Origin of the sequence: Metasolibacillus sp. FSL H7-0170, assembly GCF_038593115.1 — a bacterium.
Classification (GTDB): Bacteria; Bacillota; Bacilli; order Bacillales_A; family Planococcaceae; genus Metasolibacillus; species Metasolibacillus fluoroglycofenilyticus.
Map to the genome: position 1 here is coordinate 2,945,726 of NZ_CP151964.1, position 14,437 is coordinate 2,960,162.

Here is a 14,437-nt window from a genome sequence, read left to right on the forward strand (position 1 = left end):
GAAGGCATTTTTATGTATAGTAAGGAAGAAATAGTTAAGTCTGTTCCGCAAAAAGGTTTCTTTGGCCATCCTAAAGGTTTGTTTACATTATTCTTTACAGAGTTTTGGGAGCGCTTTTCTTATTATGGAATGCGTGCCATTTTAATCTTTTACATGTACTATGAGTTACATGAAGGCGGGCTTGGTTTAGATCGTGTCACAGCGAACTCGATTATGGCGATTTACGGATCGTTAGTTTATATGTCAGGCGTGATTGGCGGTTGGTTAGCTGACCGTGTTTGGGGAACAAGGAAAGCTGTATTTTATGGCGGTATTTTAATTATGCTAGGACATATTATTTTATCATTCCCAGGGGCTTTAACCTCATTATTTATTTCGATGTTCTTTATCGTTATGGGGACAGGGTTATTAAAACCGAACGTATCAGCAGTTGTTGGTGATATGTATGCGCCAAACGATAATCGCCGCGATGCAGGTTTCAGTATTTTTGTTATGGGTATTAACATGGGAGCATTTATTGCGCCATTAATTGTTGGTGCTGTCTCTAAAAAATTGAATTTCCATTACGGCTTTGCGATTGCAGCTATCGGGATGTTACTTGGTTTAATCATGTTCTGGATGACTGCTAAGAAAAATTTAGGTCTAGCTGGCAGTGTACCAACAAATCCAATGGATAAAGAAGATAAGAAAAAAGCTATTCGCAATTTTGCAATAGGAATCGTAGTCATTATTGCACTTGGTGCTGTTGCATATGCAACAGATAATTTAACGGTTGCAGCATTTAGTTTATTAATTACAACGCTAGGGATTGCGTTGCCAACTGCATTCTTTATTATTATGTACCGCAGTCCAAAAACAACAGAAGATGAAAAATCACGTTTATTAGCATATATTCCGTTATTTGTTGCAGCGGTAATGTTCTGGGCGATTCAAGAGCAAGGTGCAACGATATTAGCTACATATGCCGATACACGCACAAACTTATTGGTGGGGAATTTCGAAATTCCAGCAGCATGGTTCCAATCTTTAAACCCATTATTCGTTATTGTGCTAGCACCTCTGTTTGCATTATTGTGGGTAAAATGGGGAGATAGAGGCCCATCTACACCAATGAAATTTGTCTTTTCATTATTTTTCGCGGGTCTATCGTTTTTCGTAATGGTGATTCCATCTGTTTTATCTGGTGGTGAAACATTAATTAGCCCTTGGTGGTTAGTATTATCATTCTTCTTAGTAGTAGTTGGTGAAATGTTACTATCGCCTGTTGGTCTATCTGCAACAACAAAGCTAGCACCAGCGGCATTCGCAGCACAAACAATGTCATTATGGTTTTTAGCAAGTGCGGCAGCACAAGCGATTAATGCACAGCTTGTTCGCGTTTATGAAGTTGTGAGCGATGCCACTTATTTTGGTATGATTGGTGGGGCATCCATTGTTTTAGGCTTAATTTTATTAATATGTACACCGCTTATTTCTAAAGCGATGCGCGGTGTGAAATAATTTTCTAAGATGGCGTCTGAAAAGTGTGCAAAGCACTGCTTTTCGGACGTTTTTTGCTTTACTAATAACCGTTTAAAAGGAATTATAGAATCTAGGCTATTTGAAATGCATAGCAGTAGTATATAATTAAATTTACAAAATATTAAGAAAAGGGGTATGATTTGTAGAAGGAAGCAGATAGGGGGACGAAACGGCCTATATTGTGGTGTATTCTGTAGAGCGACATATGATAAGCAATGAAGTATGACAAAGGGGGAAGAAGAAATATGTTGAAATCATTGACGATAAAGGAATTAACTACAATTGAGCAAATTGAGGAAGTGCGCATGCTAGAATATGAAATTTGGGCTGTAAGTAGTATTACTGTTCATCAAACGATTGCGACGATTCGCAACGGTGGAATCGTGTTAGGTGCTTATTTAGGTGAGGAGCTAGTTGGTTTTAATTATAGCTGTCCGGGTTATATGGACAAACAGGTTTATTTGTACTCCCATATGCTAGGTGTGAAGCGTAATTATCGTGAGCAGGGGGTAGGCGAGTTATTAAAAATCTATTTAAAAGATATGGCGATTGAACGTGGTTACCGCAATTGTCGTTGGACATTTGATCCGCTAGAAGCACGCAGTGGATTTTTGAATTTTTCAAAACTACGTGGTCACAGTGATACGTATATTGAAAATTGCTATGGTGAAATGGAGGACGTGTTCAATCGCGCACTATCAACCGACCGCTTATATGTAGAATGGCAGCTTGTTGATAATGATTATTTACGCTGGGATGCGAAAGTAGAGGAATTGCTAGACGAAGCAAAGCCAGTTGTTGACTGGAATTTGAATGTTGCAGGTCTACCGACGCTTGACTCGGAGCGTAAATTTCAAAAAGGGGAAACATTTATTCAAGATGCTTATTTATTGCCGATTCCAACTAATTTCCAAAAAATAAAAATCGAAAGCCCGGCTCTAGCAGAAGACTGGCGCTATAAAACACGTCACATTTTGCAGGAAATGTTCGAGCAAGGTTATAAAATAATTCATTTAATGAAGAAAGACGAGCAGATTAGTCATTATTTACTTGTGAAGCGTTCTTTATTTGCCCTGTGAATATTGTATTTTGAAGAACTTTGATATGTTCAAAAAATCTACATACTTTCAGAGGGGCTTACCTACTCCTTTATTAAAAATGATAAGGAATTTTTAAAAAACAATAAGGGAAAAGGGGGGCGTCTGAAAAGCTATTTTGAGACGCCCTCTTTGTTATGAGTAGCTGTAGATAGCCAATTTTTTTTGTATATGGATATGAAAAATGAAAGGGATAAAATTATTTAGTTATATAGAATAAATATTATACATACCTGTAATTTTGCTCGGTTTTTATCACATATTATTGCTTTTTAAAAATAGAGAGTTTGATTTTCACTATTGGTAACTATATAATAATGGATGGAAAAATGATTCTCATTTTCAGTGAGAACAAAAATATAAATATAGAATAGTGGGAGAATGAAATGAGACTTTGGATGCTTGTAGTGGCAACCATCATCTTATCCTTTATATCACTATTTATCGGAGCTATCGACATTAAACCGTCTGATTTATTAGATTTGGATTCAGATAAAGCACAAATTTTCTTAATGAGTCGAGTGCCACGATTAATGGCGATTATTCTTGCAGGGGCAGGGATGGGGATTTCAGGTTTAATTATGCAAAGTTTAAGCCGTAATAAGTTCGTATCTCCGACGACATCGGGGACGCTGGACGCCGCTAAGCTAGGCATAGTTGTATCGATGGTGTTTTTCACAAGTGTTGGCTATATGGAGAAAATTATCTTCAGCTTTGCATTCGCACTTATCGGCATGATGATTTTCATGCGACTGCTTGAAAGCATTAAATTTAAGGATGTAATTTTTGTTCCGCTTATCGGAATTATGTACGGAAATATTATCGGAGCTATTTCAACATTTATTGCTTATGAGGCAGAAGTTCTGCAAAGTGTGGATACATTTTTTTTAGGAAGCTTTACACTTGTCGTATCAGGTCGCTATGAATTACTTTATGTAGCTGTACCAGCAATTATATTAGCTTATTTATATGCGAATAAATTCACTGTTGCTGGAATGGGCGAGGATTTCGCTAAAAACTTGGGATTAAGCTATCGCACTGTATTAAATTTAGGTTTAGTGATTGTAGCGATTATTTCAACAACAGTTGTACTCACAGTTGGGATTATTCCATTTCTAGGGTTAATCGTGCCTAATTTAGTTTCATTATATTTAGGAGACAATTTAAGAAAAACGATTCCCCATACGATTTTTTTAGGCGCTGCATTTTTATTAATGTGTGATATTTTAAGCCGTCTTATCGTCTATCCTTTCGAAATACCAGTCAATACAACGGTTGCAGTAATTGGCAGTGCAATCTTCTTAGTGATGTTGTTTAGGGGGAAAGCATATGCGAAAAAATAGTACGAAACTCATAATCTTAGCAGTTATTGCGATTATTTGTATATTGTTATTTGCCTTTTATAATATTCAAGGCGGCTTTAGCTACGCCTTTCCGAAACGCTTAGAGCGCATCGCAGCAATGGTCATTACAGGTACAGCGATTGCTTACGCGACTGTCACATTCCAGACTGTTACACATAACCGTTTATTAACACCTTCTATGATGGGTGTTGACTCGATGTATGAAGTTGTGCAAACAATTATTTTCTTTACTGCTGGCTCTGCATCCATTTTTGTGGTAAGCCGCTATTTAAACTTCGGTTTATCAATTCTCGCGATGGTGCTATTCGCATTGATTTTATATCGCTTTCTATTCCGTGCCGATAAATACCCAATTTTCTTGCTGTTATTAGCAGGGATGATTATCGGAACGTTACTCGGTAGTTTAGTAACATTTTTGCAAGTGATTATTGACCCAATTGAATATGAAAGTTTACAAGCGCGTTTATTCGCCAGTTTTATGAATGTGAAAACGGAGCTTTTACTTATTGCTGTAGTCATTTTAGGTGCAGCCTTTATTTACGGGTATCGCTTGTTACGCGATTTAGACGTAATGACACTAGGTCGTGAAAATGCGATGAATCTAGGAATTGATTACGATAAAATTGTATTAAAAGTATTAATTTTATCCTCTGTTTTAATTGCGACTTCTACAGCTCTTGTTGGTCCGATTACATTTTTAGGGTTAATCGTGTCGAACTTGGCATACCAATATTTTGCAACGTACAAGCATTCCGTATTAATTGTGGGGGCGAGTTTAATTAGTATTATCGCGCTTGTCGGTGGGCAATTCCTAGTACTTCATGTCTTTCATTTAAGCACGACGATAAGTGTCATTATAAACTTTGTCGGAGGTCTATACTTTATTTATCTAATACTGAAAGAAAGTAGGAGAGCAGCATGATTGAAATAAAAGGACTTTCTAAAAGCTTTGGAAAAAAGCCAGTCGTGGAAGATGTCACGTTAAAAATTCAACCGAAAGCCATCACATCATTTATCGGCCCTAACGGTGCAGGTAAATCAACATTATTATCAATGGTAAGCCGCTTACTTGCTGCCGATACTGGAGAAGTATTATTAGATCAAAACGATGTGAAAAAAATGAAATCGAATGATTTTGCGAAACGTGTAGCGATTTTACGTCAATCAAACCATTTAAACGTTCGTTTAACAGTGCGTGAGCTAGTGGCATTTGGTCGTTATCCATATTCAAAGGGGCGTCTTACAGCAGAGGACGAGGAGCATATTGATCGTGCGATTGAATATATGACATTAGGCGATATGCAGGACAAATTTTTAGATGAATTGTCAGGTGGTCAAAAGCAACGTGCCTTTATTTCAATGGTGATTGCGCAAGATACGGAGTACATTTTATTAGATGAGCCATTAAACAACTTAGATATGAAGCATTCCGTACAAATTATGAAGATTTTGCGAAAATTAGTAGACGAGCTAGGCAAAACAGTTGTCATTGTATTGCATGATATTAACTTTGCCTCGGTCTATTCTGACCGTATCGTAGCTTTAAAAAACGGACGACTTGTAAAAGATGGTCCAACACATGAAATCATTAACTCAGAAGCATTACGTGAAGTGTATGACATGCATATTCCTGTTCAAGACCAAGATGGCTGTCGTATTTGCGTCTATTTTAATTCTCATACTTAATTGTGTAAAAAATATCACTTATGCAGTGATTTTGTGAATTAAATGAGAATGAGTATTAATTTCAGAAAAACAATTGACAACATTAAACAGTTGGGGTAGACTAGTGATTGTTCAAATGAAAACGATTATCACTATCACTCAATGGTAGGCAAAATAGGAGGAAATAGTAGAAATGAAAAAATGGAAGTTTTTAGCTGTGCCAGCATTGGCATTAATGTTAGCAGCATGTGGTGCTGATGAGGAGTCCTCAAAAGACGAAACAAACAACCAAGCTGCAACAGGACAAACTGAGGAAACTGAAAATACAGAAACTGTGGAAGCTTCTGCATTCCCAATGACAGTATCTTCTTTATCAGCAGGTCGTGAAACAGAAGATGGTAAATCAGTTGCCTTCGAAGATGTAACATTTGAAGAAATGCCTAAAAATATTATCGTATTCGATTACGGTTTCTTAGATACATTAGATGCTTTAGGTGTTGAAGGTATTGTTGGTATCGCTGCAAACGGCGGTAAAGGAAATATCCCAACACATATTAAAGAAAAATATGTTACGGATTCAGTAGCAGACGTTGGTTCTTTAAAAGCAATCGACTTTGAAAAAGTAGCAGCTACTAACCCAGATGCAATTTTCATTTCTGGTCGCCAATCTACATTCTATGAAGAGTTAAAAGAAATTACACCAAACGTAGTATTCATTGGTTCTGATAACGAAAACTATGTGAACGGTGTATTCGAAACAGTAGATTTAGCTGCTAAAATCTTCGACAAAGAAGAAAAAGCGGAAGAGTTAAAGGCAAACTTACAAGCTAAAGTTGATGCTGTGAAAGAAAAAGCTGCTGGCTATGAGAATGCTTTAGTAGCAATGTACAATGACAAAAAAATCTCTGGTTTCGATAATGGTCCAGAATCTCGTTTTGCATACGTGTACAATGACTTCGGTTTTAAACCAGTTACAACTGACATTAAATCATCTTCACACGGTTCGGATTTCTCTTATGAGTCAATCCTTTCTGTTGACCCAGAAGTATTATTAATTGTTGACCGTACAGCTTCTGATGTAGAAACAATTAAAGCTGATATCGAAAATGATATTATCAAACAAACTCGTGCTTACAAAGAGGGTAAAATCGTTTACCTTGATGGTGTAAACTGGTACTTCTCTTCTAACGGTGTAACGACTGAGTCAGACAAGTTAGATGAAATCTTAAATGAATTAAACTAATAATAAGCGTCCAAAAAGCCTTGCAGTAGCTGGCATTTTGGACGCTTTCTTTTTGATTTTAGCAAGACATTAAAAAAGCCTATCCCACATTACTGCTAAACCTAATGTCTACTACAAAGGAAGCCTTCTCCACTACCTCAAGCAATCACTTTACTCCAACACCAAACAAAGCGCGAAACCGGCCGGCAACTGCACGGCTGGTTTCGCGCAACCTACTTCACATTTGGATAAATCATTGTTGCTGGGTCGACATATTCGTCAAACTGTTCTTCTGTTAATAAGCCAGTGGCAATAGCAGCTTCTTTTAATGTTGTGCCTTCCTGATGAGCCTTTTTGGCGATTTTTGCTGCGTTTTCATAGCCGATATAAGGATTTAATGCTGTGACAAGCATTAAAGAGTTTTCTAAATTATGCTGTAGCACTTCTAGGTTTGGTTCGATGCCTTCAGCGCAATGATTGTTGAAGGATTTCATTGCGTCTGCTAGTAGCTGTGTCGATTGTAGGAAATTATATAAAATAACAGGCTTAAAGACATTTAACTCAAAATTTCCTTGTGAGGCAGCAAAGGCTATAGTTGCATCATTACCAACAATTTGTGTGACAACCATTGTTAATGCCTCGCTTTGTGTTGGATTGACTTTACCGGGCATAATAGATGAGCCCGGCTCGTTTTCTGGAATAGTAATTTCTCCAATCCCTGAGCGTGGTCCACTCGCTAGCCAGCGTACATCATTGGCAATTTTCATTAAATCTACAGCGAGTGCCTTCAATGCGCCGTGTGCAACAACAGCTTCATCATGGCTTGTTAAGGCATGGAATTTATTTGCAGCAGATATAAATGTTCGGTTTGTTAATTGACTAATCTCCGTCGCTACACGCTCACCGAATTCTGGATGCGCATTAATACCTGTACCAACTGCTGTACCGCCGATAGCCAGTTCCTTCATGTATTGAATATTGTGTTGAATCATATGCTCGGATTTTTCAAGCATCGCTACCCATCCACTAATTTCTTGACCTAATGTTAAAGGAGTAGCGTCCTGTAAATGAGTTCGTCCGATTTTAATAATATCTTTAAATTGCTCCGCCTTATTTGCAAGTGTTGTTTTTAATAGGCGTAGACGAGGTAGTAAATAATCCTCTACTTTTAAAACAGCCGCGATATGTAGTGCTGTTGGGAAAGTATCATTTGAGCTTTGTGATTTATTGACATCATCATTCGGGTGAATAATAGCGCCTTCATCAGTCTCTTCTAATAGTTGATTTGCTCGATTGGCAATAACCTCATTGACGTTCATATTCGTTTGTGTTCCACTACCTGTTTGCCAAACAACAAGTGGAAATTGGTCATCCCATTGACCATATAAAATTTCGTCGGCAACTTGTCGAATTGTTTGTGCTTTTATAGGAGAGAGTTTGCCAAGCTGCTCATTGACAGTAGCTGCACTTTTTTTCAGAATTGTCATTGCTTGAATAAGTTCAATCGGCATCTGTTCCGTACCGATTTGGAAATTCTCTTTACTGCGCTGTGTTTGCGCCCCCCATAACTTGTTTGCAGGTACTTTAATTTCTCCCATTGTATCTCTCTCAATACGGTAATCCATTTAAAACATCTCCTTAAATAATAATGTGGTATTAAATATTCTTTTCCCAATTGTGATGGAAAGAAACATTACAGTCTAAGTTTTTTCAGATAACTTAAGCCTATATGCGAAAATCTTGCGCCCGGTCGCAGACCTCGTCGTAAAGGAGCCGTCTAATAATGGTTTTAAGACGACTCCCAACATATTATTGAAATAACTCTGGATACATTTCTTTGGCTAGTATTTCCATGCCATCGATTGTATTGTAGCCATAGCCAAACATATAGTTGTAATCAACGATATAAATCTGTTTATTTTGGATGGCTTTCATACTAGATAGTTTTGGATTTTCATAAATAGCATCTCGTACTTTTGTTAAGTCTGAGCCATCCCAGTTAGGTAAAATTAAAACATCAGGATTAGTAGCTATTAATGTTTCAAGATTTATATTACCTGTTTCCTCTTTAAAAACATTGTCCAATTTAATCATATTAAAGGCATCATGGAAAAATGTTTCGCCGTTAGCTGGCCAAACATACAAATCATCTGGGTCATTCGTATGCATGTAAGCAAAAGTTTTATGTTCTGTAATGCTTTCTAAGCTTTTTGCAATAAATTGTTGCTTTTCTTTTAATTCATCAATAAAGCTTTGTGCCTTGTCTTGCACATTGAAAATTTCACCTAGATTTTCGATGTCCTTATAAATCGAAGCATACGTGCCACCTGTAACAGACGATTCTAATACATATGTTTTAACACCCATAGCGTTTAATGAATCGACTGTGCCAACACCCCAATCGGCATTGTCAAATAATCCACCTCGTCCAAACACTAAGTCAGGATTTGTGCCTAGTGTCACCTCTTTGCCGACATAGCCATCACTTAAAATCGGTAACTTCGCATATTCGTCAGCAACAGTAGTGTCTGGTGCACCGAAATCTGCTCCAACACCAACGATTTTATCGCCTAATCCTAGATGTAATAATAGTTCCGCGGCTGGGCGAGTATTTGCCATAATGCGCTCTGGTGCCTTATCGAATACTTGCTCCTTTTTCGACCAAGCATCGCCACCCTCAGGTTTTGCAAAGTTTTCAATTGTAAGCGGGTAGTGTGCCTCGCTTGCTGTGCCCTCTGTTTTTTGTTCCGTTGAATTGCCACATGCTGCTAGCAATAGCATTGTAGCTAAACCAATTGCTAATAATGATTTCTTTTTCATAATGCTCCTCCTAAGCCATAAGCAAATCCCAATCCCTTTGTCACAGGATTAATGTATGTTTGGCATTGTATATGATATAAAGCTTCAATTGTCGTTGGTGTTAATACTTCCGCGGGTGTACCATGAGCATAGATTTCACCATCTTTGACTGCATAAATGTAATCGCAATAATTTGCTGCCATCTCTAAATCGTGCAGAGCGGCGAGCACTCCGATATTTAATTCCTTCACACATGACAGTATTTCAAGCTGATAACGAATATCTAAATGATTCGTTGGCTCGTCTAAAATCATAAATTTAGGCTGCTGCGCAATTGTTCTTGCTAAAATGACACGCTGTTTTTCACCGCCTGACAGGGAGAGAAAACTACGTTCTTTATAAGCTTGAAGATTTGTGCGTGTCAAAGCCTCCTCTACAATCTCAAAATCTGAAGCCGTATCGGATTCAAGTATTTTTTTATGTGGCGTTCTGCCTAGCATGACCATTTGGTGAACCGATAAATCAAAGTGCATTTCGTTAAATTGCCCTACTACACCTAGCTGCTGTGACACTTTTTTTTCAGATGATTTTAAAATATTCAAATCATCTAAAAACACGGTTCCCTGCTGTGGGGCTAAACTTTTATAAATACTTTTAAGCAAGGTAGATTTTCCGCAGCCATTCGGACCAATTAGACCAACGAATTGCTTCTTTTTCACGATGACCGAAATATTTTTGACAATGTCCTTTTTTCCGATTGAGACGGCAATATTTTGTGCTGTTAGTTCCATCATTTACCCTCCAAAATTGTAGCCTTTTTTGATAATCATATAAATGAACAGTGGTGAACCGATAACAGACGTAATAATACCGATGGGTAGCTCAACATTTGTAATAAGGGTTCTTGATAATATATCAGCCCATATCATAAATAACCCGCCTAATAATAATGTGCCGAGCATAAGTCGTTTATGGTCAGCGCCAAAAATGCCACGTGCAATATGCGGAATAATCAATCCAACAAAGCCAATCATTCCCGCATAGGCAACCATTGTCCCTGTAACGAGTGCAGCAAGCACCATATAAAGCTTGCGAAAAACACTTAAATTGATACCTAGTGTAATCGCCGATTCATCACCGAGTAGCATCGTGTTTAAAATGCGATGTTGGAACAGGAAAAAGGCTGCTCCAAGTACAACGATAAACGCTAAAATCGGTGTTTTCTCCCAGCTAGCAGAAGCTAGGCTTCCCATAGACCAAAAAGTAATTGTTTTAATTCCTTCTGCATTATTCGCAAAAAATATGATTAAGCTAGAAAAGGAGCTACATAGAGCACCTATGACTACCCCTGATAAGACAAGTTTTACAGATGTTGCTTTACCACCAATACTTGATAACAATAAAACTGCCATTGAAGTGATGATGGCTCCTGTAAAGGCACCAAATGCTACCCCAAATTGAGCAAGTAATGCATTACTGCCAAAGCCTACAAGGATAGCAAAGGTAGCCCCTAATGAAGCGCCAGAGGAAATTCCGAGTATGTATGGGTCGGCAAGGGGGTTTTGTACAACCGCCTGCATCACAGCGCCACACAAGGCAAGTCCAACGCCAATAAGTAAGGCAAAAATAATGCGCGGCATTCTCACTTGCAAAATAATATTCAAATAGGATTCATTTTGCGTTAGCTCAAGGGAGCCTAGTTTGCCGTTTGTTAAAGTGTGTAAAAGTATATCCATTGATTGTTTAAATGGTATACTCACTTGCCCAATCGATAAGGAGAAAATAGCTGACAGTATAATGGCACAAATTAATAGCAAAATAAATATATAATAGAGTTTGCTAGTACTTGTCCGCTTTAAAGCTCGTGTATTCAAAAAGTATCTCACCTCGACTTTTATTGATAATGATTATCATTATTGACTAATTCATTCTAATTGATATTGCTAAAAAAAACAATATGATTTTTTTATGACAATAAAGTGAAACCTCAATCAGTGGATGCTTACTGCCCGTTAATGTGGGATAAAAAGCGTTGAAACATCTTATTTTTCTTAGCATAATAAAATGATGGAGTAGCTTGAAGATTATCTGTGATGGATTAGCTCAAAATAGTGACAGAAGGCGATTTATCCGTATATGTTAATATAGATAGTGCTATTTCTATGACGATATGAAATGGTTTGAAGAAGGGGATATGCACATGTTCGTTCAAATGAAGCGCTTTATTGTAACGGCGGGGAATTCATATAAAGTAATCGAACGCTTTGTACGTAAGCAAGATGAGGGTCCATCTTGTATGGAGCGGCAACAAGGCTTTCTAAGTCGAGAATTGTATGTGAAAAAATTGGATATCAGTCGAGAAGAGGTTATAGTGCTTATTTACTGGGCATCAGAGGAACAATGGGGAAAGTATAATGTGGATGATAAGTCAGAATTAGAGCAAGCTGCATTTGAGCAGGTAGATTATATTATTGAATGTATCTATACTAACTATCGAGTCAGATAAATTGGATGATTTGAGAGGATTAGGATAATTTAAAAGGGTGGAGTACAGATGAAAAAATGGATTTATGGCTTAGCAATCGTTACTTTAAGCTTATTTATTATGCTACGATTCACATACGAAACGCCGTCTTTCATCAATTTCGATGATAAGTGGGCGCAGCTACTTCGTGGCAATGAACTACTTATTTTTTTCCATTACATTGGTGAGCCAATTTTTGTTGTCATTGTAGCGTTAATTCTTGTTATTTGGCAATGGAGGAAGGGCAATTACGATGGGGTTGCCTTTATTGTGCTAACAATTGCAGTAGGCAATGTTTTGAATCAGTTATTAAAAAAATGGATTGAGCGTCCCCGTCCAGATATGGTAGACCAGCTTTTGTCCTTCAGCTTTCCATCAGGACATTCAATGACGGGCGCTTTATATTTATTAACTATTGCTTACTTGCTATCAGAGGGGCTGAATCGTAGTAAGAAAGCCTTGCTAATTTGGGCAGTCGCATTAATTTTAATATGTTTAATCGGTTTATCTCGCATTGCTGAGAGTCGGCATTTTGCAACGGATGTATTGGCAGGCTGGAGCATGGGCTATACATGGTTTATCGTCTGTATGCTGTGGTATGAGCGCAGGAAGCGCGCTAAACTTTAGAACCAAAGTTGTAGTGATTGCGGAATAGCATCAAAAGAGTGATATAAATATGCAAAAGGAAAATTCGCATATAAAAAGGACTTAGCTTTCAAAAAGAACTGAGTCCTTTTTTCGTTGGTGCAGCATTCGAATTTTAATTATTATTCAATTTCCAATGCTACTACATAGGTAGCTATGTTATCTCCCCAAGTTCCTGCTATTTCAATTATATATTTTCCTTTTTCTTTTATTTCTCCAAATGAATTGTATGTTTTGATTATATTGCTACTGTTCCATAATCTTATTTCATACTGTGTTGGTTCTATTTCGAAATCTAGCTTTATAGGCTGCGATAGATTAACTTTAGTCCCTTGTTCAATATTTACCATTTCGGTTGGAGGTGCGTGGTCTGCTTGAACAGTTACTTGTTGTCCTGTGCTTTTATCAAAATAGCTCCAAGCATAAGTTCCTCTATGAGTTGTAATTTCAATTTCTTCGATTGTTAGTTTTAAAGCGGGTGGAGCTTCCTCATAATTTGTAGCTTTGGACAAATTTACACTATCGCATCCTATTAGTACAAGTAACAGCGAAAAAAACATTCCAATCCGAATTAAAATATTCATATATATCTCTCCTTTATATATTAGTCGTAATTATAAAAATAAAGTTACTTTATTTTGTATTTGATGGAAAGTTGAATAAGCCCATAAAATATTTCCTAGTAAAATAAAGTTGCGTAAAGGAAACTGCTTGCGTATAATACGATTAACTTAGTAAAGTGAGGAAATATTTATGGACGGAAATGTATTATTGGCACTTGGCTTAACATTGTTTGCAGGGCTAGCAACAGGAGTAGGTAGTTTAATAGCGTTTTTTACATCAAGAACAAATACGAAATTTTTATCTGCCGCCCTTGGATTTTCTGCAGGGGTGATGATTTATGTATCGCTTGTTGAAATTTTTGTAAAGGCGAAAGATGCTTTGACGACAGCACTCGGTGCAACAAATGGTTATTGGATGACACTGGTCGGCTTTTTCGGGGGAATGATTTTTATCGCCCTTATTGATAAATTTATTCCAAAGAAAAATAATCCGCATGAAGTGCGTACGGTTGAAGATGTAAATGCTATTGAAAGCAAGCCGCTTGCAGATGCAGATAAACTAATGAAAATGGGGACTTTTACCGCACTTGCCATTGCTATTCATAACTTTCCAGAAGGTATTGCCACATTTATGTCAGCATTACAGGACCCGAATTTAGGAATTGCAATTGCGATTGCTGTTGCAATTCATAATATTCCAGAAGGTATCGCCGTTGCAGTGCCGATATTCTTTGCTACAGGTATTCGAATGAAAGCCTTCCGCTTGTCTTTACTATCTGGCTTAGCAGAGCCTATTGGGGCACTTGTTGCTTATTTAATTTTAATGCCATTTTTAAATGATGTTATGTTTGGTGTTGTATTTGCTGGCGTGGCAGGGATTATGGTATTTATCTCATTAGATGAGCTATTACCAGCAGCTAAAAAATATGATGAAACGCATATTTCTATTTATGGCTTAGTTGCGGGCATGGCTGTAATGGCAATTAGCTTAGTGTTGTTAACGTAGATAAAAAAGCGCAGGAAATCTATTGTAAAAC

The 14,437-nt window shown here is 37.4% G+C and carries 14 protein-coding genes; 9 read left to right on the top strand and 5 right to left on the bottom strand.

Features of this window, described 5'->3' with window-relative positions; genetic code table 11:
- Positions 1-12 precede the first annotated feature (12 nt).
- From MHH70_RS13830 to MHH70_RS13855, 6 genes are all read left to right on the top strand, one after another.
- Positions 13-1,500 carry a peptide MFS transporter gene (locus MHH70_RS13830; RefSeq protein WP_342471777.1) on the top strand — a complete coding sequence of 496 codons (1,488 nt, stop codon included), beginning with the start codon at positions 13-15 and terminating at the stop codon, positions 1,498-1,500.
- A 266-nt stretch (positions 1,501-1,766) separates the two neighbouring features.
- The gene (locus MHH70_RS13835) at positions 1,767-2,600 is read left to right on the top strand and encodes a GNAT family N-acetyltransferase (protein ID WP_342471778.1); all 834 of its coding nucleotides are present in this window, start codon (positions 1,767-1,769) and stop codon (positions 2,598-2,600) included.
- A 404-nt stretch (positions 2,601-3,004) separates the two neighbouring features.
- Positions 3,005-3,961 carry an ABC transporter permease gene (locus MHH70_RS13840; protein WP_066169225.1) on the top strand — a complete coding sequence of 319 codons (957 nt, stop codon included), beginning with the start codon at positions 3,005-3,007 and terminating at the stop codon, positions 3,959-3,961.
- Positions 3,948-4,904 carry an iron chelate uptake ABC transporter family permease subunit gene (locus tag MHH70_RS13845; RefSeq protein WP_066169223.1) on the top strand — a complete coding sequence of 319 codons (957 nt, stop codon included), beginning with the start codon at positions 3,948-3,950 and terminating at the stop codon, positions 4,902-4,904. Before MHH70_RS13840 ends, MHH70_RS13845 begins: the two co-directional genes overlap by 14 nt.
- Positions 4,901-5,668 carry an ABC transporter ATP-binding protein gene (locus tag MHH70_RS13850; protein WP_066169221.1) on the top strand — a complete coding sequence of 256 codons (768 nt, stop codon included), beginning with the start codon at positions 4,901-4,903 and terminating at the stop codon, positions 5,666-5,668. Before MHH70_RS13845 ends, MHH70_RS13850 begins: the two co-directional genes overlap by 4 nt.
- A 172-nt stretch (positions 5,669-5,840) precedes the next feature.
- Positions 5,841-6,890 (top strand): siderophore ABC transporter substrate-binding protein, encoded by a 1,050-nt coding sequence (locus MHH70_RS13855; protein WP_066169219.1) that lies wholly within the window; start codon positions 5,841-5,843, stop codon positions 6,888-6,890.
- Positions 6,891-7,102: 212 nt separating this feature from the next.
- On the opposite strand, the gene fumC is transcribed toward MHH70_RS13855, so the two are convergent.
- From fumC to MHH70_RS13875, 4 genes are all read right to left on the bottom strand, one after another.
- The gene (fumC, locus tag MHH70_RS13860) at positions 7,103-8,494 is read right to left on the bottom strand and encodes a class II fumarate hydratase (RefSeq protein WP_066169217.1); all 1,392 of its coding nucleotides are present in this window, start codon (positions 8,492-8,494) and stop codon (positions 7,103-7,105) included.
- A 184-nt stretch (positions 8,495-8,678) separates the two neighbouring features.
- Positions 8,679-9,689, bottom strand: a complete 1,011-nt coding sequence (locus MHH70_RS13865) for an ABC transporter substrate-binding protein (RefSeq protein WP_107943364.1) — start codon at positions 9,687-9,689, stop codon at positions 8,679-8,681.
- Positions 9,686-10,459, bottom strand: a complete 774-nt coding sequence (locus tag MHH70_RS13870; protein WP_342473210.1) for an ABC transporter ATP-binding protein — start codon at positions 10,457-10,459, stop codon at positions 9,686-9,688. The genes MHH70_RS13865 and MHH70_RS13870 overlap by 4 nt, the downstream gene beginning before the upstream one ends.
- Before the next feature lie 3 nt (positions 10,460-10,462).
- Positions 10,463-11,542: an iron ABC transporter permease gene (locus MHH70_RS13875; protein ID WP_066169211.1), complete on the bottom strand. Its 1,080-nt coding sequence runs from the start codon at positions 11,540-11,542 to the stop codon at positions 10,463-10,465.
- A 326-nt stretch (positions 11,543-11,868) separates the two neighbouring features.
- Here MHH70_RS13875 and MHH70_RS13880 point away from each other — a divergent pair, with 326 nt between their 5' ends.
- Positions 11,869-12,174 (top strand): hypothetical protein, encoded by a 306-nt coding sequence (locus MHH70_RS13880; protein ID WP_066169209.1) that lies wholly within the window; start codon positions 11,869-11,871, stop codon positions 12,172-12,174.
- Positions 12,175-12,222: 48 nt separating this feature from the next.
- Positions 12,223-12,819 (top strand): phosphatase PAP2 family protein, encoded by a 597-nt coding sequence (locus MHH70_RS13885; protein WP_066169207.1) that lies wholly within the window; start codon positions 12,223-12,225, stop codon positions 12,817-12,819.
- A gap of 140 nt (positions 12,820-12,959) precedes the next feature.
- Here the strand turns inward: MHH70_RS13885 and MHH70_RS13890 are convergent, their stop codons facing one another.
- Positions 12,960-13,421 carry a hypothetical protein gene (locus MHH70_RS13890; RefSeq protein ID WP_107943361.1) on the bottom strand — a complete coding sequence of 154 codons (462 nt, stop codon included), beginning with the start codon at positions 13,419-13,421 and terminating at the stop codon, positions 12,960-12,962.
- Between the two features lie 169 nt (positions 13,422-13,590).
- Between MHH70_RS13890 and zupT the strand changes: the two genes are divergently transcribed.
- Entirely contained in the window at positions 13,591-14,406 is an 816-nt protein-coding gene (gene zupT, locus MHH70_RS13895) for a zinc transporter ZupT (protein ID WP_066169203.1), read from the top strand.
- Positions 14,407-14,437: the final 31 nt, after the last annotated feature.

Bases quoted from the DNA above. Each gene is read 5' to 3' on its own strand.
- MHH70_RS13835 (WP_342471778.1), top strand. From the start codon at position 1,767: ATGTTGAAATCATTGACGATAAAGGAATTAACTACAATTGAGCAAATT.
- MHH70_RS13830 (WP_342471777.1), top strand. From the start codon at position 13: ATGTATAGTAAGGAAGAAATAGTTAAGTCTGTTCCGCAAAAAGGTTTC.
- MHH70_RS13850 (WP_066169221.1), top strand. From the start codon at position 4,901: ATGATTGAAATAAAAGGACTTTCTAAAAGCTTTGGAAAAAAGCCAGTC.
- MHH70_RS13840 (WP_066169225.1), top strand. From the start codon at position 3,005: ATGAGACTTTGGATGCTTGTAGTGGCAACCATCATCTTATCCTTTATA.
- MHH70_RS13845 (WP_066169223.1), top strand. From the start codon at position 3,948: ATGCGAAAAAATAGTACGAAACTCATAATCTTAGCAGTTATTGCGATT.
- MHH70_RS13880 (WP_066169209.1), top strand. From the start codon at position 11,869: ATGTTCGTTCAAATGAAGCGCTTTATTGTAACGGCGGGGAATTCATAT.
- MHH70_RS13870 (WP_342473210.1), bottom strand. From the start codon at position 10,459: ATGGAACTAACAGCACAAAATATTGCCGTCTCAATCGGAAAAAAGGAC.
- MHH70_RS13865 (WP_107943364.1), bottom strand. From the start codon at position 9,689: ATGAAAAAGAAATCATTATTAGCAATTGGTTTAGCTACAATGCTATTG.
- MHH70_RS13890 (WP_107943361.1), bottom strand. From the start codon at position 13,421: ATGAATATTTTAATTCGGATTGGAATGTTTTTTTCGCTGTTACTTGTA.
- zupT (WP_066169203.1), top strand. From the start codon at position 13,591: ATGGACGGAAATGTATTATTGGCACTTGGCTTAACATTGTTTGCAGGG.
- fumC (WP_066169217.1), bottom strand. From the start codon at position 8,494: ATGGATTACCGTATTGAGAGAGATACAATGGGAGAAATTAAAGTACCT.
- MHH70_RS13885 (WP_066169207.1), top strand. From the start codon at position 12,223: ATGAAAAAATGGATTTATGGCTTAGCAATCGTTACTTTAAGCTTATTT.
- MHH70_RS13855 (WP_066169219.1), top strand. From the start codon at position 5,841: ATGAAAAAATGGAAGTTTTTAGCTGTGCCAGCATTGGCATTAATGTTA.